Genomic DNA, 24,256 nt, shown 5'->3' on the forward strand with positions numbered 1-24,256 from the left:
GTTGCTCATTACTGCTCCTTGGATGAAAACGGGGAGTGGTGTTCAGCCCAGTGGCGTGCAATATCCACACGTCTCGTAACCCAGACACGATCATGGGCTTCTATGTGATCGAGGAATCGTTGCAGGCCCCGGAAGCGCCCTGGCCTGCCTATTAGCCGGCAGTGAAGGCCGATGGACAGCATCTTCGGCGTATCCCCTCCCTCGGCATAAAGCACGTCGAAGGCGTCTCGCAAATAGCTATAAAAGTCCTCTCCCGTGCTGAAGCCGTGGGCAGAAGCGAAGCGCATGTCGTTAGTATCCAGGGCATAGGGCACAACCAGGTGAGTGTGCATTTCGCCCTGGCTATCACGCTGGGAGGTCCAGAATGGCAGGTCGTCCCCGTAGTAGTCGCTGTCGTAGAGAAAGCTTCCTTCGTCCAGCACCAGGCGCCGGGTGTTCTGGCTGTCGCGACCGGTATACCATCCGGCCGGCTTCTCACCGTAAAGGTTCTGGAAAATTTCGATCGCTCGGCGCATGTGCGCGCGCTCTACGCTTTCCGGCACGTTCTGGTAGTGAATCCAGCGCCAGCCATGGCAGGCGATTTCGTGGCCCAGCTCTTTGAAGGCATGGGCAAGTTCGGGGTGACGCTCAAGCGCCATTGCCACTCCGAACACCGTCAGCGGCATCCCACGGCGCTGAAACTCGTTCAGCACTCGCCACACCCCGACCCGCGAGCCGTATTCATAAATGGACTCCATGCTCAGATGCCGACTGGAATAGGCTTCGGCCCCGGCGATTTCAGACAGAAACTGCTCCGAATGGGTATCACCATGCAAAACGCAGCTTTCTGCGCCTTCTTCATAATTGAGAACGAACTGCACGGCGATACGGGCCCGGCCAGGCCAATTAGCCTGAACCGGCGAGGAACCGTATCCAATCAGGTCCCGGGGGTAGTCATCAGGGTTAGCCGGATTCATCTAGCAACTTCCTTCTTGCGCTCTGGCTGGCAGGCTGCTCGTGTCTGCATCCCTGCCAGCGTATGTTGTATACGATTATTATAGTACATTGTATCCATAACTGGCGCAACATTCACTCAGCCCAGTTTTTGATAACTTCGCGCTCCTCTTTGGTCATGTTCGTCGTGTTGCCCAAGGGCATGTAACCATTCGCCACGACTTCCTTGATCTTGGCTTGATGGCTGAGAATCTGGCTAACCGCATCAAACGCAAATCCTGCCGGCGGTGCTGAAAAACCGGGATGCTCAGGCTGTTTGGAGTGACAGCCCAGGCAGTGCTGTTCGATAGCTGCGCCCACGTCTTCTGCCAACAATGGTTCGCTCACTTCAGGCTCCGTACTGGCTCCAGTGTTTGCCTGCGATTCAGCTACCTGTGACTCCTCTTTCTGCGCCCCAACCGTAGGCGCCGCTGCCCAGACGGTCAGCAGGACCAGCACGCCGCCAGTCACCAGGTAACCGGGCTCGGTTCTGCCTGTGTGCTTCAGTACAAAAAACTGGCGGATGACAGCTCCGGCAAAGATGAGCAGCGACATAACCAGCCATGCCTGAGCCGATGTATACGCAAAGGCATAGTGGTTGCTGATCATTAACAGAACGACCGGAAGCGTGAAGTACGTATTGTGGACGGAACGTTGTTTGCCGCGCTTGCCATCAAGCGGGTTGGGCTCCTCCCCCGCCTTCATGGCATTGACCATTCGGCGCTGGCCCGGAATGATCCAGAAAAAGACATTCGCGGACATGGCTGTCGCCATCACGGCCCCGGTCAAAAGGAAAGCGGCACGACCGGAAAAAAGCTGAGTACTGAGATACGCGACAACCACGACCATTACGCCGACCGCAATACTCAGCATGCCGTCCCGCTCCATGCTGGGACTGATGCGTTTGCACAGCTCATTGTATACAACCCAGCCAAAGACCAGGAAAAGCAGCGCAACGACGTTGGCCTGCCATCCGCTTAATTCAGCAGCCCATTTCCAACTACTGTTCGGGTTAACCAGATAGAATTCCGGATTGACCATGTAGAGTATGACGAATAGCGCGAAACCCGACAGCCAGGTGGTGTACGATTTCCAGAAAGACCAGTGCAGGTCTGCCGGCAAGGTACCTGGGCTAGTGGCGTACTTTTGGTTGTGATAAAAGCCGCCTCCGTGCACGGCCCACATCTCGCCAAAGACCCCCTTCTTCTTGCAGTTTTCGTCCTGGGGCGGCTTGAGGCTGTTATCCAGCATCACGAAGTAGATTGACTCACCAATCCACGCAATTGCCGCAATCACATGAAGCCACCTCAGCATTAAATTCCCGAAGTCCAGAATGAAAGCTTCCATAAGCCTGTTCTCTTACTGTGCTGTTGTATTGATTGATTATGAAAATACTCAGCTACCGCGGTAGGTGGAGTAGCTGTAGGGTGAAAGCAAAAGGGGCACATGGTAGTGCTGTGAGGCGTCAGCCACGCCGAAACGCAATGGGATTACATCGAGGAAACGCGGCTCGGCGGCTTCAACGCCCTGGTGCCTGAAATAGTCACCGACGTGAAAGACCAGCTCAAACTGGCCTGCCGCAAAGGACTCTCCCTCAAGAATGGGAGCGTCGCAGCGGCCATCATCATTGGTGGTCACTTCTTTCAGCAAGGTGCGTGACTGGCCCTCCAGTCGGTAGACCTCAATACGAATACCTTGCCCGGGGCGACCAAGTGAGGTGTCCAGAACGTGTGTGGTAAGGCGTCCCATAAAACTCTCCTGTAATAGTGTCAGAAGTGGAATTTGACCAGTGCGCTGATAGCGTTCTCTGTATCTATGTTCGGACTACCGAATTTATTGCGCCAATAGGAGTACTCTATCCCGGCATACAACACACCGGCGTTTCCCGTGAAATGGCCAAGATCCAGTTTGAACTGAGGATTAATGTGTAAGTCAGCACTCTGACCGCCGCTTACGCCTGACGAATAGTCGACGAAGCCGTCGAAGAGAAACGCAGCGCTGCCCAATGTGAACGGCGCGCCCCATGTCACGGTTAATTGCCAATCATCTGGCGTATCGAAATCCGTGTTGTTTTCGACGTAGTAAGCGTTCGTGTTGAAGTACTGGAAGCCAGGGATATCCCAGCCCAGCCCTACCCCGTACATGTAATTGTTGGCCCCTACCCCACCATCAAACTCATATTGGGTTGCCAGGAAAACGTCTGTTACCGGCCCGAAGCCCAGGTCCTGGCCGCTAAGCCAGCTCAAGCTCAAGCGTGGCGCAAACTCCCCATAAGTGTTGTCACCGTTACTTGAATCCCCCTGAACCTGATAGCGATCAATGAAGAAGAACGTATCCCCCCAGTTATGGGCCGTTACGTTTTCGAAGGTAAAGACAGTCGCAGACTCTTTCCGGGAGCCAAAAATTTCATAGTCGTCACTGTAAAGGAGCGAGACACTGGAGCTGCCGAAAAACTTTTCAGCATGGACAGCCGGGGTGAAAGCGAAGAAAACACAAGTCATCAGTAAGACTTTTTGCAACAACTTCATCTTGCTACCTCTCATTGTTGTTTTTTAGGTGGTATGGATATCGTATAGAACTGAATAAGCATCACTTTGCGGCCGCACCTGGCCGCCGATTCGGGTCATCAGTGCACCTTTCGCTCACAGGAAGGCAAACTTGGCGATAAACACCACGCACAACACATAGAGGCTAACGGAGACTTTTTCCCGCTGTCCGGTGAGTAGCTTCAACGTGGCATAGGTAAGAAAGCCCAGTGCAATACCATTGGCGATCGAGAAGGTCAGAGGCATCATCACCACGGTAATGATTGCCGGAATAGTGTCGGTTATGTCTTTCCAGTCAATGTGAGCCATGCCGCTCATCATCAACATGGCGACGTATATCAGCGCGCCCGCAGTAGCATAGGCCGGGATCATTCCTGCCAGGGGGGCAAAGAATGTCGCCAGAAGAAACAGCACGCCGACTGTCACAGCCGTCAGGCCGGTACGGCCGCCAGCGGCCACGCCTGAAGCGCTTTCAACATAGCTGGTCACGGGCGGGCAACCAATAAAGGCCCCCGCGACACTTGATGTGCTGTCCGCTTTAAGCGCTTTGGAAAGGTTCTCTATCTTGCCGTTCTCACCGACCAGATGCGCTCGGTGCGCGACGCCCATCAGCGTTCCCGCTGTGTCGAACATGTTCACGAAGAGAAACGCGAGGACAACGCTGATCATGCCCACGTTGAGCGCGCCAGCAACGTCCATCGCCAGCCATGTTGGCGCGAGGCTCGGCGGGGCGGACATAAGACCGTTGTACTCCACCAGCCCCATGCTCCACCCGATCGCCGTCACGCTCAGCATGCTCAGCAGGATTGCGCCGAAGACGTTGCGATGGCTGAGCACGGCAATCAATAGAAAGCAGATTGCGGCAAGCAGTGCCGGAGGTTCACCAAAAGACCCCATCGTAACCAGAGTTGCGGGACTGTCGACGACAATCCCGGCTGTCTTCAGGCCAATGAGCCCGAGAAACATTCCGACCCCTGCCCCCATGGCAAAACGCAGGCTCATCGGAATGCTGTTGAGCAACCATTCACGAATACGCGACAGACTCATAATCATAAAGAGAATGCCGGAGAGGAATACGGCACCCAGGGCAACCTCCCAGCTATGGCCCATCTCGCCGACCACGGTATAGGTGAAGAACGCGTTGAGCCCCATGCCAGGCGCCAGTCCCACCGGCCAGTTGGCATAAAACCCCATGAGCAGACAGCCGAGAGCCGCCCCGAGACAGGTGGCAACGAACGCAGCACCATGATCAAGGCCGGCCGCGGCCATAACATTCGGGTTGACGAAGATAACGTAGGCCATGGTGACGAACGTGGTCAGGCCTGCCATCAGCTCGATCTTGACTGAGCTGCCATGCTGGCTGAGCTTGAAGATGCGTTCGAGCCAGTCCGTTCTCGCTGACGCTCTGAGTGAGCGTTTCTGCTGATCGATGTTTTCCACAAGGTATTCCTCATCATTGTTGTTTTCTATCACCCAGAGCAGAACTCTTGAGGCAGGTGATGGCTGATCTATCCCCATCTGGATTTCCTGTCCCACAGGTCAGGAAATGACATCTTCGATTATGCGTTTGTATACAATAATTGCAACACAATTCTTATAACGATTGTACACAAGAGAAAAGAATAAGCGACAGATGTACGGCAGGCGTGCAAACTCAGCGGGAACAGTTCCGTATTCAGTCGTTGATCCGATCGGGTGTCGGACCTCTATTGCACCAGGCCCCTATCGCCGATGAACAGATACACCGGCGCTAAAGGTCTCCTTCACCACACGGTCATCTCCAAGGATCATAAGGGCGAAGAGCTTTTCCTCCAGGCTCCTGGCGCGGCTCAGGCGGCGGCTGATCAGGGGCGTGGCATCGTAATCCAGCACCACAAAGTCCGCCTCTTTCCCGGGGCGCAAGTTGCCAATCCTGTCGTCGAGGTAGAGGGACCGGGCTCCGCCCAGGGTAGCGAGGTACAGGGCTTTAAAGGGGTCCAGTTTCTGTCCCTGCAGTTGCAGCACCTTGTACGCTTCGTTAAGGCTTTGAAGCTGGGAAAAACTGGTGCCCGCTCCCACGTCTGTGCCCAGGCCAACGCGCACACCATGTTCCTCCAGGCGTGCCAGGTCGAGTAAACCGCTACCCAGAAAAAGATTGGACGTCGGGCAAAAAGCAACCGCCGAGCCAGTGTCACCCAGTCGCTTACACTCTTCATCGTGCAGGTGGACACCGTGGGCAAACATCGATCGCTCGCCGATCAGGCCATGGTGGTCGTATACATCAAGATAGCCATCCCGCTCTGGAAACAGCTCCTTAACCCACTCAATCTCCTTCCGGTTTTCAGAAATGTGGGTATGCATATACAAGCCGGGGAATTCTTTAAAAAGCTTGCCAGCGAGCTCAAGCTGCTCATTGGTGCTCGTCGGGGCGAAGCGGGGCGTCACCGCATAGGATAAACGTCCTTTTCCGTGCCAACGCTCGATCAGATCCTTGCTATCCGCATAGCCTGATTCCGCCGTATCGACCAGATAGTCCGGGGCGCAGCGGTCCATTAACACCTTGCCCGCAATCATCCGCAGGTTCAGTTTGGAGGCCTGCTCGAAAAAGGCATCCACCGATTGCTTGTGGACGGTTCCGAAAACCAGGGCCGTCGTGGTTCCGTTCCGCAGCAGTTCGCTGAGGAACAGGTCGGCCTGGGCACGGGCATGCTGGGGATCATCAAACCGCCCTTCGCAAGGAAAGGTGTAGGTTTCCAGCCAGTCCAGCAACTGGGCGCCGTAGGAACCTATTATTTCCACCTGCGGATAATGTATATGAGTGTCGATAAAGCCCGGGGTTATCAGGGCATCGGCATAGTGGACGACGTCGACGTCAGGAGACAGTGAAGGCAACAGGCTTTCCGCCCTGCCAATGTCAACGACAATACCGTCCTCGACCACTAGCAGGCCGTCTTCGAAATACTCGTAGGACTCTTCCGCGCCCACCAGACGCGGGTCGGCAATGCTGTGGAGGACAGAGGCACGGTAGGCTTTGCGATGGGACATGGTCACTCTCGTCAGTTTTGTTGTTGCATTGTTTTTTGCTGTCGCATTGTTTTTGTTGTCGGCGACTGGATTGAGTGTACTGAAGAGAATTTAAACAGGATGGGCGTTTCGGTCAACAAAAACTGACCAATAAGTCAGGAATTTTCAGTACTTCAAGATTGGGGAGGCAGGCAACAGCGGCAGGCCGAGCCTGATAGAGGTACGTTCGGGACTGATCGAGTGCGCTATTCAGAACCTGTCGATTCGGCAGGTTGTCCTTGTGGGATCTCCAGGCCGCAACCGCGCAGAATGACCGACGTCAAAAAATCCGCCGCATGCTTATAGTCACTCTCTGTGTATTCGCACTTGTCCTCAATAGCGAGGATTTGGACTTCAAAGTCGGCGTAGTGTTGTGTTGACGACCAGATCAAGAGGATGAGTTGTACCGGATCCACCGGCGCCATTCGACCAGCGTCTATCCACTGCTGAATGACGTCTGCTCGCGCCCTCACCCATTCCCGCATGGTTGTGGACAGATGATCTTTAAGGACCGGCGCCCCCTGAATGATTTCCAGAGCGAACAAGCGCGACGCCAGTGGATGAGTCCTGGATAGCTCTACTTTGGCGTGAATGAAGCTGGCCAGGGTTGTGGCAGGATCGTCTTCTGGCTTTATCTTCGAAAACATTTCATTCCAACGCCCCATGATGTCATCCATCAACGCATAGTAGATGCGCTTTTTATTGCTGAAATAGTAAAGCACGTTGGATTTCGGCAGACCTGCCCTATCGGCAATGTTCTGAACAGTCGTGGCGCCGAAACCGTTCAAGGCAAACTCGTTTTCAGCTGCTGCCAAAATACGCTCACGGTTGCGTTCGCGGATACGGCCAGGGCGCACTTTCTTGCTTTTGCCACCTGAGGAAGGCGCACGCTTTGTTTGGGGAGCTTCTAATTCAGTTTGATTGGTCATGGTGTCGAGTAGGTTCGGATTAGGGCATCGAGGTCCCGACGATAGCTGATCTGTGCACGGCAATCAAAGAAACAGCAGCCGCACAAAAAACTGGACTATTTGGTCAGGAAAATGTAAAAAGAATAACGGTCCCAAGTGACGCTTGGCATCCGTTAGGCGGAACTGCCTGCGCAATTATTAAAACAAATCAAGGGCTTGTGTCGATCTCTCGTAGGCTTGGTCTCAGCAGGAGAAAAGCAGAGCGAGACCGGTGCAAGTGCAGAAGAGCGGGAAAATTTGTGATCAAATTCTACTTGAACGGCCAACTACAAAAACTTAACCAAGTCGACCCGAATCTAAGCATCCTCGACTGGCTGCGCACCAAAATGCGCCTGACAGGCACAAAAGAAGGCTGCGCCTCTGGTGACTGCGGGGCTTGCACCGTTGCGATCGGCTCGCCCGACCCTATGCAGTCCGGACAGCTCCGCTACGACAGCGTGAACAGTTGTATTGCGCTCGTCGGGAGCCTGCATGGCAAGCATCTGGTCACCGTCGACGCGCTAACGCAGGAGCCGGCCCATCCGGTACAGAAGGAGATGGTGGAGTGTCACGGCGCCCAGTGCGGCTTCTGCACGCCAGGCATCATCATGTCGCTGTTTGCCCTGCATACGGAAAGTGCGGCAAGCGGCTCCGCGCCCGGCGACGAAGCCTTATTGGAGGCGCTGTCCGGGAATCTTTGCCGCTGCACGGGGTACCGACCAATCATCGAGGCCGGGCGCCGGGCCTGTGTTCAAACATGGGAACCCGGCACGGGTAACGCCGTCCTGAACCGCGGCAGTGCGCTCAGTGGTCCCGTTAACGCGGACTCGGGCGCTCCCGGACCCGGTCCTGGCGGTCCAGCCTGGCTGCAGAATCCCGAAATAATCGCCGATCTGCTAAGCCTGCAGGGAAGTGCCGGCGAACTCGCTGACGAACAGGGCTATCGATACGACGCACCAGCATCCCTGGACGCCCTGCGCGGGTTGCGTCAGCAATTTCCCGAGGCAAGGATGATTGCGGGCGGCACCGATCTGGCTCTCGAAATCACCCAACAACTGAAAGACCTCAAGCACCTGATCGGTCTGGGTGGCATAGAAGAACTCCAGGAAATCCATGAGGACGAGGACGGGATTTACCTGGGAGCCGGAGCCACCTACCGCGCCATGTTCCACAAGCTCGAAGGGCGCTGGCCCCATTTCGGACCGATGCTGGAGCGCCTGGGATCACGCCAGATCCGCAACCGCGGGACTGTCGGAGGCAATATCGGGAACGCTTCACCTATCGGCGATATGCCTCCCGCACTGATTGCACTGGGAGCGGAGCTGGATCTGGACAGCGTCGATGGCACCCGGCGGCTTCTCCTGGAGGACTTCTTTCACGGTTATAAGCAGACCGATCTCCAACCTCACGAATTCATTCGCGGCGTCTGGATTCCGAACCCGGCGCCCGACGAGAAGTTATTCATCTACAAAGTCTCCAAGCGCATCGACGACGACATTTCCGCCGTACTTGGCGCATTTTGGCTCAAGCGTGACGGGGAGCTGATCAAAGACTGTCGGCTGGCCTTCGGCGGAATGGCGGCGACGCCAAAGCGGGCGAATGGCGCGGAAGCGGCGCTTCGCGGGCAGCCCTGGAACGATGCCACGGTCGCTGCCGCGATTGCGGCGTTGGAACTCGAATTCGAGCCCATGACCGACGTGCGGGGGTCCGCTGCCTACCGCCTGCAGGTGGCAGGCAATCTACTGCGCCGCGCGTTTCTGGAAAGCACCCAAGACACCACCCATACACACCAGCCGCTCATGGTGACTGATTATGCGTAAACTCCCCCATACTTCGAAGCCCACCACAACGGCGGAAGGGCTGACCGGCACCCAGGCTTTTCACGACAGCGCCTGGAAACACGTTCGAGGCCAGGCACGCTATATAGACGACCTCCCGGAGCCCGCGGGGCTTCTGCATGCAGCCGTTGGCCAGAGCACGCATGCCCATGCCCGTATCACGGCAATGGACCTCAGCGAGGTTCGGGCCTACCCCGGCGTAGTCTCAGTCATGACCGTCAAGGACGTGCCAGGCCATACCGATATCGGACCGGTCTTTCCCGGCGATCCTGTCCTGGCTGGCGATTTGGTTGAACACGTGGGTCAACCGTTGTTTGCCGTTGCGGCAACGAGTCACCGTGCGGCCCGGCAGGCGGCTCGGCTTGCGAAAGTCAGTTATGAGCCCCTTCCCGCAGTGTTGACGGCTGAGGCCGCGCTTGAAGAGCAGCTGTTCGTCCGTCCCGGACACACCCAGCAGTGTGGTGACCCGGACAAAGCGCTTACCGAAGCGCCGAATCGCTTGCAGGCTCAGATGCACGTCGGCGGACAGGAGCATTTCTATCTTGAAGGACAGGCGTGTCTGGTAGAGCCGACCGAAGACGCGGGCGTGTTTGTTCATACCTCCAGCCAGCACCCTTCCGAGGTGCAAAAGCTGGTGGCGGAGGTCCTTGATCTCCCGATTCATGAAATCCAGGTAGAAGTTAGGCGAATGGGTGGTGGTTTCGGCGGTAAGGAAACCCAGGCTGCGCCTTTAGCCTGCATCGCAGCACTGCTTGCCCGGCGCACGGGGCGGCCAGTCAAATACCGGATGGCGCGCTTCGACGACATGGTACAAACGGGCAAGCGACACGATTTCTTCAATACCTATGACATCGGCTTCGATGACGAGGGCGTGCTGCAGGGTGCGGACATCGTGGTGGCCGGCCGCTGTGGCTTCTCACCCGACCTGTCCGATGCCATCGTCGACCGCGCAATGTTTCACGCAGACAACGCCTATAGCCTGGGTCAGGCACGAGTCGTTGGTCACCGCTGTAAAACCCATACCGTTTCCAATACGGCCTTCCGCGGCTTCGGTGGTCCTCAGGGCATGATGATCATTGAGCGGGCGATGGACGACATCGCCCGCCATCTCGGCGTGGATCCGCTGGACGTCCGCAAGCGCAACCTGTACGGCCCTGGCCGTGACGTGACCCACTACGGCCAGACCATCGAGCAGCACGTTTTACCAGAGCTGATTGACACACTCGAGACCAGCTCGGACTACCGTCAGCGTCGTACTGAAATTTCCAGGTTCAACAAGGAGAATTCGGTACTAAAACGTGGTTTGGCGCTGACGCCTGTGAAATTTGGCATTTCCTTCACGGCAAAGCACCTCAACCAGGCCGGCGCATTGGTGCACGTCTATACCGACGGTAGCATTCATCTCAATCACGGCGGCACCGAAATGGGCCAGGGGCTGTACATCAAGGTGGCTCAAGTCGTGGCCGCGGCATTCCAGGTAGACCTGGACCGGGTGAAAGTGTCCGCGACACGTACTGACAAAGTACCCAACACATCACCGACGGCCGCATCCTCAGGCACCGACCTGAACGGTATGGCCGCTCTGGATGCCTGCGAGAAGATAAAGCAGCGTCTGGTCGACTATGCCGCCGAAACCTACGGTGTCAGCGCTGATTCGGTATGGTTCGAAAACAACCAGGTTCATGTCGGCGAGCAGCAATTTGGCTGGGCGGAATTCGTGCAGCAGGCTTACATGGCACGGGTATCGCTGTCCTCCAACGGATTCTACAGCACACCCAAGATTCATTATGATCGTGCCACCGGTCAGGGTCGGCCCTTTCTTTATTTCGCCAATGGCGCAGCCTGCGCGGAGGTGGTCGTTGATACCCTCACCGGAGAGTACAAGGTCATGCGGGTGGATATCCTCCACGATGTGGGCCAGTCGCTCAATCCGGCCGTGGACATCGGCCAGATTGAAGGGGGCTTCGTTCAGGGCATGGGCTGGCTGACCACCGAGGAGCTGGTTTATAGCGACGAAGGTCGGCTCTTGTCCAACGGCCCGGCGACCTACAAAATCCCGGCCGTCTCTGACGCCCCACCGGATTTCCGGGTAGCACTGCTGCCCCACAGTCCAAATCGGGAAGCCACTGTCTTCCGCTCAAAGGCGGTGGGCGAACCGCCCCTCATGCTGGGCATGGCGGTATGGTCTGCGCTGCGCGACGCCGTCTCGAGCCTGGGGGACTACCGCTACAGCCCGCCCCTGGATACGCCTGCGACGCCAGAGCGGGTTCTCCAGGCTATCACTGCAACTGAGCGTTGGGTCGCAACACAACCCACGCCAGCCCAAGGAAAAGCAGCGCAAGGGGAAGCGACATGCAAGAACGCCTGACCTGGATCCAAGCCGTTGCTGACTGCGAGCGTCGTGGCCAACCCTATGTATTGGTTACGGTGCTAGGGGTAACAGGTTCTGTTCCGCGGGAGCCGGCCAGTAAAATGGTCGTCACCCGGGAACACAGTTACGACACCATCGGCGGCGGTCACCTGGAATACCGGGTGATCGCCCGTGCCCGCGAGCGCCTGGCAAACCACGAATACAGCTACGAGCTGGCGCATTTCCCCCTGGGCGCCAGTCTCGGGCAGTGCTGTGGTGGCAGTGTGGCCGTGCTGCTGGAAGCCCAGACGGGAGGCGATGCCCGCCTTGTGGTCTTTGGTGCGGGTCATGTCGGCCAAGCCCTGATGAGCATCGTGGGTGAGCTGCCCTGGCAGATCACCTGGGTCGACTCCCGAGCTGACAGTTTTCCGACTGAGGTCCCCGCCAACACCACCGTCCATTGTACCGACGATCCGGTTGGGGATGTCCCGGACCTGTGCAGCAACGCCCATGTGCTGATTCTTACCCACAACCACGCGCTGGACTATGACCTCTGCCGGGCGCTACTAGAACAGGATGAGGTGCTTACCATTGGCCTGATCGGTTCGCAGACCAAGGCAGAGCGCTTCCGCCAGCGCCTTGGTCACCGCGGGTATGCTCAAACAGATATCGACCGTATTCGGTGCCCCGTCGGGCGTAGTGACATCCCGGGTAAGCGGCCAATGGAAGTTGCGGTGTCCATTTCCGCCGAACTCCTGAGTCTGGTCGCCTCCGATTCCGCGGCGAAGCCATCACGACGGGGGCTTTCCTGGGGTGCGCTCAAAGCCCTGACGAAGGAAGCGAACCCCGGCGAGGCTGAGGTAACGACGCACCAACCGTGACTCAGAGGCTAACCTGAAACTGGTGCCGGTCCCGGGCCGGCGCTCGGCAGAGCGCTGGCCCGGCAAACGCTCCGCTGTTGCCACTCCTATTTTGATTACAATTTTTCTTGACAATTAATACATAACTGTATGACATTGTCATGAAACAATGTATACAAAAATAGAGCTGACAGCATGACCGAGATAGGCCACAGATTATGGATTCGCAATCCGCTTGCCTGCACTGACCCAAGCGCTGCCGGGGGCATTGTCGTCGCAGGGGCAAGAATTGTGGAAAAGGTGGCCGGGGGGCAACAACCTCGCCAGCCCGTAGATGAGACCTTTGACGCATCAGAGCATGTCCTGTTACCCGGCTTGGTAAATACCCACCATCACTTCTACCAGACACTGACCCGTGCCTATTCCCCGGCGCTCAATAAAGAGTTATTTCCCTGGCTGACCACACTTTATGATGTCTGGGCCAATCTCGATGATAGCCAGATGGCCCTGGCCAGCGAATTAGCCATGGTCGAGTTGCTGATGTCGGGATGCACCACCGTAGCCGACCATCACTATGTCTTTTCCGGAGCGCTGGTAAACGCTATCGACTGCCAGGTCGAAACCGCGCAACGTCTCGGCGTACGCGCGGCCCTGACTCGCGGGTCGATGAGCGTAGGACGCGACGATGGCGGCCTGCCGCCGCAGACAGTGGTGCAGGATGAGCAAACCATTGTCGATGACAGCCAGCGCCTTATCGACCGTTACCACCAGCGTGTTGACGGAGCCATGACCACCATTGCCCTTGCTCCTTGCTCACCGTTTTCAGTAAGCCGGGATTTGATGCGTGAGAGTGCACAGCTCGCAGAGGGAAACGACGTTCGCCTACACACGCACCTTGCCGAGACTGAAGACGAGACCGCTTACTGCCAGAAGCTGTTCGGCATGCGCCCCCTGGATTACCTCGAGGACTGCGGCTGGCTAACCAATCGCACGTGGCTGGCTCATGGCATTCATTTCAACGACGGGGAGATCCAGCGCCTCGGTCATGCAGGCACTGGTATAGCCCACTGCCCCTCGTCAAACATGGTTCTGGGCTCGGGGCTGTGCCGCACCCTGGAACTTGAAGCCGCAGGCGCACCGGTTGGGTTGGCGGTCGATGGTTCAGCCTCGAACGACCACTCAAACCTTGCTTCGGAAATGCGTCAGGCACTGCTTCTGGGGCGCTTGCGTTATTCCCCGAGTGACGTGACCCACGAGGCCGTAATCCGCTGGGCAACAGAAGGCTCGGCCCGATGCCTGGGACGAACGGACATCGGCGGACTGGAGCCTGGCCAACAGGCTGACCTGGCACTGTTCAAACTTGATGAGCTGCGCTTCTCAGGCGCAGAGAATCCATTGGCTGCATTGCTGCTGTGTGGCGCTCACCGCGCTGACCGGGTCATGGTCGCCGGGCGCTGGAGAGTTACCGGCGGTCAACCCTGCGATATCGATCTTGATGCGCTGATGGCACGCCATGACGAGGCTGCCCGCCAGCTTAGGAGGGCTATGTAGAACCATTGGTAGCCGACCGTCAGGAATTCCTACAAAAACAACATCAGGAGAGACCCATGACCATAAGCACATCCGAAGGGCTGGACACCCGGCCGAGCGAGAATTACAGCACCACCGCCAGCGCCCGCGACGTCAATTCCATGCCACCATTGAGTCGCGCGATACCCTTGGGCATCCAGCACGTTCTGGCGATGTTTGTTGGCAACGTGACAGTGCCCATCATAATCGCCAGGGCAGCGGACCTGCCTCCCGATCAGACCGCTTTTATGGTTCAGGCGGCGATGTTTGTTGCAGGCGTCGCCACTCTATTGCAATCGCTGGGCGTCGGGCGAATCGGTGCTCGCCTTCCAATCGTCATGGGGACCAGCTTCGGATTCGTACCAGTCCTCATTCCCATCGCGGTCGGCATGGGGCTGCCTGCCGCCCTGGGGGCGGCGCTTTGCGGAGGCGTCGCGATGGCACTGGTGGGACTGTTTCTTCCCTGGTTTCGATTTCTGTTCCCGCCAGTGGTGACCGGAACCTTTGTCGTTATGCTGGGCATTTTGTTGATGCCCGTTGGCCTTGCCTACGCTGGCGGCGGTTTCGGCGCATCGGATTTCGGCGCTCCCCACCATCTGGGGCTGGCATTTCTTGTTCTTATCGTAACAGTCGGTCTTCATCAGTTCGGCCGAGGTATCTGGAGTGAAATTGCCCCATTGGCCGGCTTGCTGGCTGGCTTCGCCGTCGCCACGGCTTTTGGCTATGTGGATTTCTCCAAAGTGGGCAATGCAGACTGGGTGACGCTCCCCTCCCCGCTCAGCATTGGGCTCGAGTTCCATATGGCGGCCATCATCCCCGTGGTGCTGCTGTCACTGGTGACCGTTGCCGAATCCATTGGCGACATAGTGGGCACCACTGCGGGCGGACTGAATCGTGAGCCCACCAAAAAGGAGCTCTCCGGCGGCGTAATGGCCGACGGTATCGCCAGCGTGTTTGCCGCCATTTTTAATGCTTTTCCCCAGGTCAGCTTCAGCCAAAACGTCGGCATGGTCGCGCTGACAGGCGTCGTTAGCCGCTATGTCGTCGCGATCGGCGGCGGATTCCTGATGTTGGCCGGTCTCCTGCCCAAACTCGGCGGCCTCGTTTCCAGTATTCCGAACGCCGTACTCGGCGGCGCGGTGCTCATCATGTTCGGCATGATCGCCAGTGCAGGCATCAAAATGCTCAGCGGCGTCCCGTTCGACAAGCGCAACATGCTGATCATCGGCACCTCTCTCACAATCGCGGTGGGTTTGCCGGCGCAAGAGGGACTCTACGCCAACCTGTCTGAGAACCTGCAAGCCATGATCGAATCCGGTTTGATCCCCGGGGCCATTACCGCCATCGCGCTGAACCTGATCCTTCCGAAATGCCCTGAATCAAGGAGAACACAATGAAGACAAAACCGGTACTGGACCTGACAGACGTCAATCTGATTCTTGATGCGGCTCAAAAAGAAGCCGAAGCCAACAGCTGGCCGGTGACCATAGCGGTGGCTGACGACGGCGGCTATTTGCTGGGCCTGCGCCGGCTGAATGCAACGGCACCATTCACCGCGGCTGTCGCTACGGAAAAAGCCCGTAGCGCCGCCATCGGCCGGAAAGAAACCCAGGTCTTTGAAGACATGATCAACAACGGGCGAAATGCGTTTCTTTCCGCACCGCTTCAGGGGCTTCTCGCCGGCGGCGTGCCGGTGATCCTGGACGGTCAGGTAGCCGGGAGCGTGGGCGTCTCCGGCGTTAAGCCCGACCAGGATGTGCAGATAGCCAAGGCCGGCATTGGCGCGATCACCTGATCCTCGAAGCGCCCTGAAAAACCGGCTTTCATGCTGGGTATCGACGCAACCGCCCTGGAGTATCAATGAGCATTCGTCTAAAGCTAATAACAGGAATGGGGGCAGCACTGTTTGCCAGCACTTTAGTGTTGGTTGCCCTCAATATCTTCCAGATGCGGGAGCTTCTGGATCGGTACCTTCTCAATTCAGCACTTCCGGCCAGCCTGGAGGCCATAGCAAGCTCCGTTGAGCGAGACCTCCAGGCCCCTATCACGGCCTCGCGCTTGGTTGCTGAGAACAGCTACCTCAAAGAGTGGATCAGCGACCGCGAGCCAGAGCAAGGTCTCGCGCCTGCAACCCGTTACCTGGAAGGCGTACGGCACAGCCAGGAAGCCGCTTCTGCCCATTTCGTGTCAGTGGAAACGGGTAAGTACTACACCCACAAAGGCATCGACAGAGTAGTGACCCGCCAGGAGGACTCCTGGTTCTACGATTTTCTGAAAAGCGGCGAGAGGATGGAGCTTTCGCTGGACGTGGACAAAGCGACGGGCAGGCCCACCCTGTTTATCAATGCGCGCATGGAGGATCGCGGCGAAGCGGTAGGGGTAACCGGGATCGGGATCGGGCTTGATCAGATGGCTGAACGGATCAGGGCGTTCCGCTTTGCCGAAACCGGTATCGTGTACCTGGTGTCTGCAAAGGGCCAGGTCAACATACATCCAGACCTGCAGCAAACAGACCAACCCCTATCGAAGGTTATTTCTCCAACGTCCGCCGAAGAGTTGCTGGAAGGCTCGACATTCCAACTGACCGAGTTTGATCGTGAGGGCAGTCGCTACATCGCCGCCAGCTTGCCTCTGTCGATAACGGACTGGCGCATCGTAGTAGAGGTTCCGTCTGCCGAGATCTATGGCGAGGCAAACCGTGCCAACCAGATCTCGTTACTCGTTGGCGTCCTCGTTGCCCTCGTTTTCCTGGGCATCATAGCCCTGGTCGCCACCCGCATGACGCAACCACTCACAAAAATTACGCGAGCACTGACCGAAATTGCCAAAGGTGGCGGTGATCTCACCCAGGAACTGACGGTCGAAAGCAAAGACGAGCTGGGCCAACTGGCGGATGGGTTTAACCGCTTTGTAGGGGCTCAACGAGAGATGGTTCGGGGTCTTTTAGAGACAGCGGTCCGGCTCAAGTCATTTGTCGAGCAAACCTCCACCGTCATGTCCGCCAACACCGGCCGAGCCAAGGAGCAAAGCAGCCTGACGGACTCCGTTGCCACGGCGGTATGCGAAATGGAAGCCACGGTTCAGGAAATTGCCAGAAGCGCTACGGATACTGCAAACCAGCTGGAGCAGGTCGGCAAGAGCGCAAATGATATTCGTGAAGGTATGTCTCGTTCTATCGCTCAGGTCGGGGGAATGGCGGATAATATTCGCGAGTCAGCCTCGGCGATCCAACAGCTGGCTGTGGAAGCGCAGGATATCGGGCAGGTGATTGAAGTGATCAATGCCATATCCGAACAGACCAATTTGCTGGCTTTAAATGCCGCTATCGAAGCAGCCCGGGCCGGCGAGCATGGTCGTGGGTTCTCCGTAGTCGCTGACGAGGTTCGCAGCCTGGCACAGAAGACGCAATCATCGACCCAGGAAATTCGAACCATCATCGAACGTTTGCAGGAGGGCTCCGAGCAAGCGGTCAAGGCAATGGCCGCCAGCGAGAAAGCGACCGAAGAGACCGTCAGCACCTCTGCAAGCATGGGCGAAGCTCTGGACAGCATAGGCGAGAACGTAGACCGGATTGTCGAGATGAGTCATCAGGTGGCTGCGGCAACCGAGGAGCAAAGCTCCGTCACTGAGGACATTAGCTCCAACGTTCAAAACATCTCTCATCTCAGCGCCGGTTCAAGCGAAGACATGGTTGCAGCCAGCCGTGAGATTGACGAGTTACGTGCAATGGCACAAAAGCTTGAAACACAAATGAAAGCTTTCCGGCTCGACCGCCAGCGCTAATGAAGGAATGAGTCGGTCGGAATGCAGCTCACCCAACAATTATAAGGAGCCATCATGAAACACATACTCGCCTGCTTGCTGTTTGCCTTATCGGCCCATGTGGCTGCGCAGACGTACGTGGTTGGAGTGGAGAAAGGAAGCTTCATTCCCCATTACGGGGTTGATGAGCAAGGCCAATATCGCGGCTTCGCCCGTGAGCTACTGGACTTGTTCGCCCAATACGCCGGAGTGACATTCACCTACAAACCATTACCTGTCGATCAATTAGTGCCGGCCCTGGCCGAAGGTAAGGTGGATTTCAAATATCCGGACCATCCCGACTGGGCCCATTCGGCTCAAACCGCTGATCGGATGAGCTATAGCCAACCCATTGTAGAGTATGTGGACGGCGTTCTGGTGACCCCGCGGCGCGTTGGCCGGGATCCAGATCATCTGAAACGGCTTGGCCTCGTCGATGGCTGGACGGCCAGGGGGTACCAGGAAAAGATTGAAGCCTCACAGATACTCGTGGTGCCCAGCGACAGCCTACCCGAGATGATTCGCCAGGCACTGCTGAAGAATAGCGATGGGGTTTACTACAACGTGGTGGTCGCCCTGCATTATATCAATAATATTCGGGCCAGACCGGGCGTCCTCGTATTCGATCCAACTCTCCCGCATACCCGGAGTGCCTATCGGCTTTCAACGATAAGGCATGCCGAGTTGCTACAGCGTTTCGACAGCTTTCTCACGGAGCGCCAAGAGGAAATAGCCGCTCTTAAGGACAAGTATCAGGTAGAAGCCAACATTGGATCCGAATACTTCGGCATGGAGAAATGGAAAGTGGACTTTCTCAAGCGGCAAAAAGCGAAAGACGCCAGTACTTCTTCAGAGTAATCTGGGGGCAACAGGAAGAAAAAAGCGGATTCAATACCAGGAAATCAACTCAGCAAGCACTCTTTGGCTTCATTGATACGAGCTGCCAGATAGTTACTTCCGCCATGGTCCGGATGCATTTTCTGCATCATCCGGCGGTGGGCCTGGATGATCTCTTCCCGGCTGGCACCGGCCTCCAGCCCGAGGATACCCAGGGCTTCGCTCTCGGTCAGAGGACCGCCGGCGTTTCCACTATCACCGGATTCCCCGCCGCCAGCGCTGGCCTCGTCGTCAGCACGCCAGGAATCCCCAAATCGGCGGTCGAGGTAGGTTTCCAGCAGTCGGGCAGAGTCCTCGTCATGTTCCCGGCAATATCGTAACAGCTCGATAAACTCGCTCTCGCCCAGGTCCGCCAGCTCTCGCCCCTCCATGGGGCCTTTCAGGATCTTGCCGCTCATGGTTCCGGAGTCATGGTCCAGGCTCATATCAAGGATATCGCTGGAAACATGGGATTGGTTGCCGGGCTTGGCTTTTGCGTCGCCCCTTCCTGCCCCCGCCATGCGTCCCATCAATAGCGATGGCAGCACCCGGCGCAGCAGCGGGAAAAGAAAGGCCAACAACACAAACAGAAAGTGCAATCGGCCGGTCAGGGCCAGCACAACCACCATCCCGATACCGGCAATCAACGCCAGCTTGATAATGGCCGGTTTGCGTTGGCTGGGCGGCTGGTTGCGCAGCCAGACCCACGCGACAACCGACAATACGATAACCAGCAGTGTTACTAGTGGCACTCAGATACTCCGGGCTCACCGGCCCATTGATGGATTGAAGATAATTGAAACAAGCGCTATCGGATCTGCCGGGTCAGGCGCTTCACTTCCGGGGAGCTGTGGCTGGAAAAGTCCTGCAAAGCCTTGGCTCCCCCGGAAGCATAGACCGCAACAGCGGCCATAAGATCCTTGAGAACCTGCGGGCTGTTACGATCAAAGGGGGCGTAGGCGCCTCCGGACAGCTTACTCACCTGCTGGAACACCGCCCGGGCATGGGCATCGGCGCCCTCATGGAACATGAACACCGGCGTTCGCAGCATGCCCAATTCGCCAGCGGTATGGCAGAGTTCGTCCACCGGCTCCTCGCAACAATCCCCGATAAACACCACGGCTTTGACGGCCTCTGCGCGGGTTTCTTTCACGGCGTGGGCCAACACCCGGCTGATCTGGGTGTGGCCACCCAGGCAGGAAACGCCGTTCATCAGGTTCAGCAACTGACCGGTCTCGGTAACAAATCCTGTAGCCTTGAATTCGCCAAAGCCACGGTAGTAGCAAAGCTGAATGGCCAGGCCGCCCAAATCCCGGGTCGCCATGAACAGTTCACTCTGCAAGTGGCATGCTTGATCCCAGGTTGCCTCCCGGCTTGCGGTCGCGTCCAGGGCGAAAATCAACCGGCCCTGCCCGCCCCCCTGCTTTGGCAGCGTGCGGACCTGGTGGATAAACTGGTCAATAGACTGTTTATCGGATTTGGTGCGTAACTCTTTATCAGACATAAGCTTCTTAAAACCACCTGAGCTGGCTCAACCATTCGCAGCCTTAAACCAACTATAAACCCACATCGGAGGGATGTTCAGCAGTTCCAACGTACAGCTGGCAGGCGCCCCCATGATCGGATCAGTAATCCAGGCCACATCCCGGCGGAACTGATAGGCAATGAACCGCCCGTCCTCGGCTAAATTGTCCTTCACCGCCTGCGCCACCCGGGTAGCAACGGATTCCGGCATTTTCGAGAAGGGAATGCCAGAGATCACCACATCCGGCTTCCCCATATCGTGCAACGCCAGAATCTCTGCCATATCCTCAGCCCTGCCCAGGTGGTTGGTAAAGCGCGGGTCTGCGATCTCACCAAGCAGCTCATGAAAGTAAGGACTCAATTCGATTGATAGCAGCTGCGCATCCTGAGCAAGGTGCCGCAGAAACGTTCGCGTGGTACCGCCGGTACCGGGCCCCAGTTCCACGACCCGCCTGGCGGCAGACAGGTTCGACGCCTCGACGATTCGCTGCTCCAGGAATCTCGAACTGGGGATCACCGATCCCACCTGACGCGGTTCCCGCAAGAATCCACGGAAGAAAGCCGCCGGACTTGTTCTCCGGTTTGAATCGCTCTTCGGGCCGCTGCGTTCTCCTACCATAGCGCTATCTCAACCTTGCCGCCGGGATCGTTAATCGATTATAGCAGTGCGACCTGTACACAACGCAGTCAAAAGCGGAAGCCCGAAAAAATGCGAAGCTATACTGGAAGTGATCCCCGACACCCGGGACGGACGCTAGTCGTGTGCATGGCGTTGCCAACGATATTGTGGGTAAGCAAGTCTGAATACCTCTGATGACTGGGGACAGTATTACGTTCACGGGGCATTGTTTTCAAACCATAGGTCGTGCGACTTCGTGGTTATTCCCTCTGGTGTTTTTTCTGGTAGCCGCCCTGGCCCTGACGCGCACCGTTCAGGCCTCAAGTGATGTCTACCTGCTGTACCGCCAGTGGCAGCCCTACGACTGGCCGGACGATGTGCCGTCGGCCACCGAGGTGAGCCGTTCCCAGCGTGGACTGGGCTGGCGTCGCCAGGGTGCTGCAGGCGCGTTCGGCGTTGATTACGACTATCAGCCTCTGCGCATACGCACCGGTGAACCCGCGCACAACGGCCACTTGCACCGGCTGACCTTCGGGGGTCACTGGCAGCATCCGCTTTACCGCGTGGAAGCGGGGGCTGGCCTTGCCGGTACATCCAATATGTTCAAGCATCAAGCATTTCATAGTGATGTGGTGAATGGCCGTGTGGCGATGTTCCGGGCAGTAAGTGAGGACTCGCCCCTGAGCCTTGGGGTCGGCGGCGATCATCGCTTCGGTTCTTTCCGCTGGCTTCCCAGGGTGCGTTGGGAGCACGCGGGGGATAACGGCCACTGGCTGATGGACCTGCCGGTCATGCTGCGATGGCAAAGCCCCGATGAACGCTGGGAACTCCGACTGGAACGCGAGGGAGATCGCTGGGCCACGCTTGATCCGGCTCGGGAGGTCAAAAGCGCGCTCTATCTGCGCGAGTGGCGAACGGAGCTGACGTACAGGATCGGCTCAGGTGGCAGGTTATGGCCAGCGCTCGTTCTGGGCATTGGCGCGAGCGTGGACACCCGTGTCCGATACAGGGATCAGGACGCAGGTACCCTGGATCTACGTCTGGGCGATTCCCTTTTTGGGAGTGTAAGGCTCGGCTGGTAGATCGGTTATCCACCAAAGGCCGATAGCCTGCCTTGTGGTACGGCCGCAGAATCCGTTAGCATCCGACCTTGATTTGATGGAACTAAATCAGGCCCGTTTGAAAAGGACGTTCATGGTAAAACACTGGCTTTCCGTACTGTGCTGTGCCCTTGCATTGGCAGCTACATTTGACGCTATCCATCGAATAGCGCTGATTTGGAACACCCAAGATATCCCGGATCAATTTTTTTCCCGCACCATTACCGCGGATAACGTTGCAACTCAGCGGGAATGCAGGCGGGCGGGCAACCATCGCATCTGTCGATACCAAGCCTACCTCGAAAGTGAGAATGGCCAACGCTACAAAGTGTACATGCGGCCACTGCTCGAAAAAGGCCTGGACAGGATTTACAGAATACCAGAAGGCTCCGAAGTGAAAGTGAGCACCGATGGTCCCCACTTGTACGCCTTCGAAATCATCGATGCGAAAGACCAAACAGTACCGGTAGCGCAACTTCCGCTGTCGGAATTCGAAGAATGGCGATCAAACAGCTTATTCAGTGCCGTCGGCTTTCTCATTCTTGATGGGCTCATTGTTCTTTTGCTGCGGCGCAAAGTCTCGTCAATGTCAATTGACGAGACCAGAGCATTTGTAAAGTTTACCCTTGCAGCGGGAGCCATCCTCTTCGGCTTCCTGTACTTTTCCGCCAGCGACCTGCCTCAACCCGAAGAGATGCACAAACGAGAAATCATCTTCAGCCACATCTCAAGAGAATCAGATTGCCCGCTGGTCTGGCCAAAACACGTCAGGAACACCTGCGATTACACCCCATACCTTGTTTCGACGACCGGAGAGCGCTGGACCTTCGGACACGGGTACAAGCTAGCAACTCTGGCTGTCAGCATGCCGGCATCCGGCACAACTCTTTATCTCGACACGTTTAAACCCGGAGTTTATCGGATACAGAAGGCACCTGATTGGGCAAAAGAACAAACAAAGCCAATGAGTTCGGAATGCAACACCCGCCTTGTACCCGTTGAAGACGAGGGAGTGGTGCATTGGGTCTGTAAAGGTCAGCGCTATCACCGCCCCGCAGATCATGATCAGAAGAAGAGCGCATTTTACGAGCTGGCCAACCGAAAGCTATCCAGCAGCCAGGAAACAGAAAAAGAACGGCGAATCACTGTCCTTTCCTACGATAATATTAAAGACCATCACGAAATTTTGAGTCAGAACAAGCGGTTTCTCACAGGAGCGCTTTTCTTCGTCATCTTTATCGTGGCGTTCTCAATATTACTCTTACGCACGTTCTGGCCAGGAAAACCGGATGGGTCGGCCAGTCGATAGAGCTTGAAGGTTGAACACGCCCCCAAGGAATCATGCGTGAGCGACTACCTCACCCCGTAGCTGGCATAACAACGGGGAACTGGAGAAGTCAATCTGGGCAGATAATTGCGCCCGCCATGGTCAGGCGGGCCAATAAAGCGGTACCTGGTAAACGCTATAGATTTGCCAGTGCCTCAGGCACCGGCGTATCGCCGGACACCACATCAAAGACGCGGTTAGTGGTTGTATCCGAATCCAGCACCGCCAGCAGTACGCGGGCAACATCCTGCCGTGGAATCTTACCGAAATCCTCAAGCCTCGCACTCACCGCAACCTCGCCCGTACCGTCATCATCGGTCAGCTGACCCGGACGAACAATGGTGTAATTCAGGCCGCTGTTCTTCAGGTGCTCATCGGCGTTGCGTTTGGCACGAAGATAATGGCGGAGTTTTTCCGGCCCCTTTTCCGGCTCTTCAGCCCGCATACTGCTCACCATGATAAAGCGCTTTATACCCATGGCCCTGGCGGTATCCACCAGCCGGATAGCACCGTCCTGATCCACATCGATGGTTTTATCCGGCCCGGTATGAGGGCCTGAGCCAGCGGTAAAAATGACCGCGTCGCAGCCTCTCATGGCCTCGCTGCAGTCCTGTTCCAGATCGCCCAGCACGGTTTCCGTAGCGCCCAGCTGCTGCAACTCCGGCCCCTGCCCCGGGTGCCGAATCAGGGCCCGCGCCTCGTGATCGCTGTCTGCCATTTCCCGCAACAAGTGTTGCCCGATCTGCCCGTTGGCTCCTGCAATGAACACATGCATGGCGGCTCTCCTGGTTAGCTGTTTGGCGTGAATATCTTTTATAGCTGAGTGCGCTACGCGCACAATTCAAGGTACCGGTGACCTGAACTGCGTTATTTTCTCAAACCAAA

At 57.0% G+C, this 24,256-nt stretch carries 21 protein-coding genes; 10 read left to right on the plus strand and 11 right to left on the minus strand.

The window, feature by feature from the left end:
• Positions 1 to 8: 8 nt before the first annotated feature.
• The 7 genes from puuE to ACJO3M_RS03060 form a co-directional block, all read right to left on the minus strand.
• Complete coding sequence (gene puuE, locus ACJO3M_RS03030; RefSeq protein WP_406999595.1) at positions 9 to 956, minus strand: allantoinase PuuE; 948 nt, start codon at positions 954 to 956, stop codon at positions 9 to 11.
• Between the two features lie 112 nt (positions 957 to 1,068).
• Positions 1,069 to 2,319 (minus strand): urate hydroxylase PuuD, encoded by a 1,251-nt coding sequence (locus ACJO3M_RS03035; protein WP_406999597.1) that lies wholly within the window; start codon positions 2,317 to 2,319, stop codon positions 1,069 to 1,071.
• Between the two features lie 48 nt (positions 2,320 to 2,367).
• Entirely contained in the window at positions 2,368 to 2,721 is a 354-nt protein-coding gene (uraH, locus tag ACJO3M_RS03040; RefSeq protein WP_406987153.1) for a hydroxyisourate hydrolase, read from the minus strand.
• A gap of 20 nt (positions 2,722 to 2,741) precedes the next feature.
• The gene (locus ACJO3M_RS03045; RefSeq protein WP_406999599.1) at positions 2,742 to 3,500 is read right to left on the minus strand and encodes an outer membrane protein OmpK; all 759 of its coding nucleotides are present in this window, start codon (positions 3,498 to 3,500) and stop codon (positions 2,742 to 2,744) included.
• Between the two features lie 114 nt (positions 3,501 to 3,614).
• Positions 3,615 to 4,847: an NCS2 family permease gene (locus ACJO3M_RS03050; protein ID WP_406987319.1), complete on the minus strand. Its 1,233-nt coding sequence runs from the start codon at positions 4,845 to 4,847 to the stop codon at positions 3,615 to 3,617.
• Between the two features lie 393 nt (positions 4,848 to 5,240).
• On the minus strand, positions 5,241 to 6,542 hold the full coding sequence (guaD, locus tag ACJO3M_RS03055; RefSeq protein ID WP_406999601.1) for a guanine deaminase: 1,302 nt from the start codon (positions 6,540 to 6,542) through the stop codon (positions 5,241 to 5,243).
• 224 nt (positions 6,543 to 6,766) lie between these two features.
• Positions 6,767 to 7,489: a TetR/AcrR family transcriptional regulator gene (locus ACJO3M_RS03060; RefSeq protein WP_406999602.1), complete on the minus strand. Its 723-nt coding sequence runs from the start codon at positions 7,487 to 7,489 to the stop codon at positions 6,767 to 6,769.
• A 278-nt stretch (positions 7,490 to 7,767) separates the two neighbouring features.
• Here ACJO3M_RS03060 and xdhA point away from each other — a divergent pair, with 278 nt between their 5' ends.
• The 8 genes from xdhA (at position 7,768) to ACJO3M_RS03100 (ending at position 18,783) form a co-directional block, all read left to right on the plus strand.
• Positions 7,768 to 9,327 (plus strand): xanthine dehydrogenase small subunit, encoded by a 1,560-nt coding sequence (xdhA, locus tag ACJO3M_RS03065; RefSeq protein WP_406999603.1) that lies wholly within the window; start codon positions 7,768 to 7,770, stop codon positions 9,325 to 9,327.
• Complete coding sequence (gene xdhB / locus ACJO3M_RS03070; protein WP_406999605.1) at positions 9,320 to 11,713, plus strand: xanthine dehydrogenase molybdopterin binding subunit; 2,394 nt, start codon at positions 9,320 to 9,322, stop codon at positions 11,711 to 11,713. The genes xdhA and xdhB overlap by 8 nt, the downstream gene beginning before the upstream one ends.
• Positions 11,698 to 12,576, plus strand: a complete 879-nt coding sequence (xdhC, locus tag ACJO3M_RS03075; protein ID WP_406999607.1) for a xanthine dehydrogenase accessory protein XdhC — start codon at positions 11,698 to 11,700, stop codon at positions 12,574 to 12,576. The genes xdhB and xdhC overlap by 16 nt, the downstream gene beginning before the upstream one ends.
• A 174-nt stretch (positions 12,577 to 12,750) precedes the next feature.
• Positions 12,751 to 14,106 carry an 8-oxoguanine deaminase gene (locus ACJO3M_RS03080; protein WP_406999609.1) on the plus strand — a complete coding sequence of 452 codons (1,356 nt, stop codon included), beginning with the start codon at positions 12,751 to 12,753 and terminating at the stop codon, positions 14,104 to 14,106.
• A gap of 56 nt (positions 14,107 to 14,162) precedes the next feature.
• Positions 14,163 to 15,521, plus strand: coding sequence for a uracil-xanthine permease family protein (locus ACJO3M_RS03085; protein WP_406999611.1), 1,359 nt, complete (start codon positions 14,163 to 14,165; stop codon positions 15,519 to 15,521).
• A complete protein-coding gene (locus ACJO3M_RS03090) occupies positions 15,518 to 15,919 on the plus strand; it encodes a heme-binding protein (protein ID WP_406999613.1) in 402 nt (133 codons plus the stop codon). Before ACJO3M_RS03085 ends, ACJO3M_RS03090 begins: the two co-directional genes overlap by 4 nt.
• 65 nt (positions 15,920 to 15,984) lie before the next feature.
• Positions 15,985 to 17,907: a methyl-accepting chemotaxis protein gene (locus tag ACJO3M_RS03095; protein ID WP_406999615.1), complete on the plus strand. Its 1,923-nt coding sequence runs from the start codon at positions 15,985 to 15,987 to the stop codon at positions 17,905 to 17,907.
• Between the two features lie 54 nt (positions 17,908 to 17,961).
• Positions 17,962 to 18,783, plus strand: coding sequence for a transporter substrate-binding domain-containing protein (locus tag ACJO3M_RS03100; RefSeq protein ID WP_406999617.1), 822 nt, complete (start codon positions 17,962 to 17,964; stop codon positions 18,781 to 18,783).
• 44 nt (positions 18,784 to 18,827) lie between these two features.
• On the opposite strand, the gene ACJO3M_RS03105 is transcribed toward ACJO3M_RS03100, so the two are convergent.
• The 3 genes from ACJO3M_RS03105 to ACJO3M_RS03115 are packed head-to-tail and all read right to left on the minus strand — an operon-like array spanning position 18,828 to position 20,851.
• Positions 18,828 to 19,553: a J domain-containing protein gene (locus tag ACJO3M_RS03105; protein ID WP_406999619.1), complete on the minus strand. Its 726-nt coding sequence runs from the start codon at positions 19,551 to 19,553 to the stop codon at positions 18,828 to 18,830.
• Between the two features lie 56 nt (positions 19,554 to 19,609).
• Positions 19,610 to 20,305 carry a VWA domain-containing protein gene (locus tag ACJO3M_RS03110; RefSeq protein WP_406999621.1) on the minus strand — a complete coding sequence of 232 codons (696 nt, stop codon included), beginning with the start codon at positions 20,303 to 20,305 and terminating at the stop codon, positions 19,610 to 19,612.
• Between the two features lie 27 nt (positions 20,306 to 20,332).
• The gene (locus ACJO3M_RS03115; protein WP_406999623.1) at positions 20,333 to 20,851 is read right to left on the minus strand and encodes a class I SAM-dependent methyltransferase; all 519 of its coding nucleotides are present in this window, start codon (positions 20,849 to 20,851) and stop codon (positions 20,333 to 20,335) included.
• A gap of 365 nt (positions 20,852 to 21,216) precedes the next feature.
• On the opposite strand from ACJO3M_RS03115, the gene ACJO3M_RS03120 reads away from it, so the two are divergent.
• Both ACJO3M_RS03120 and ACJO3M_RS03125 read left to right on the plus strand, forming a co-directional pair.
• The gene (locus ACJO3M_RS03120; RefSeq protein ID WP_406999625.1) at positions 21,217 to 22,026 is read left to right on the plus strand and encodes a hypothetical protein; all 810 of its coding nucleotides are present in this window, start codon (positions 21,217 to 21,219) and stop codon (positions 22,024 to 22,026) included.
• A gap of 112 nt (positions 22,027 to 22,138) precedes the next feature.
• Positions 22,139 to 23,353, plus strand: coding sequence for a hypothetical protein (locus ACJO3M_RS03125; protein WP_406999627.1), 1,215 nt, complete (start codon positions 22,139 to 22,141; stop codon positions 23,351 to 23,353).
• Positions 23,354 to 23,507: 154 nt separating this feature from the next.
• Here ACJO3M_RS03125 and ACJO3M_RS03130 read toward each other — a convergent pair whose 3' ends face one another.
• Positions 23,508 to 24,146: an SDR family oxidoreductase gene (locus ACJO3M_RS03130; protein WP_406999629.1), complete on the minus strand. Its 639-nt coding sequence runs from the start codon at positions 24,144 to 24,146 to the stop codon at positions 23,508 to 23,510.
• Positions 24,147 to 24,256: the final 110 nt, after the last annotated feature.

The organism is Marinobacter alkalisoli (assembly GCF_045449795.1).
GTDB lineage: Bacteria > Pseudomonadota > Gammaproteobacteria > Pseudomonadales > Oleiphilaceae > Marinobacter.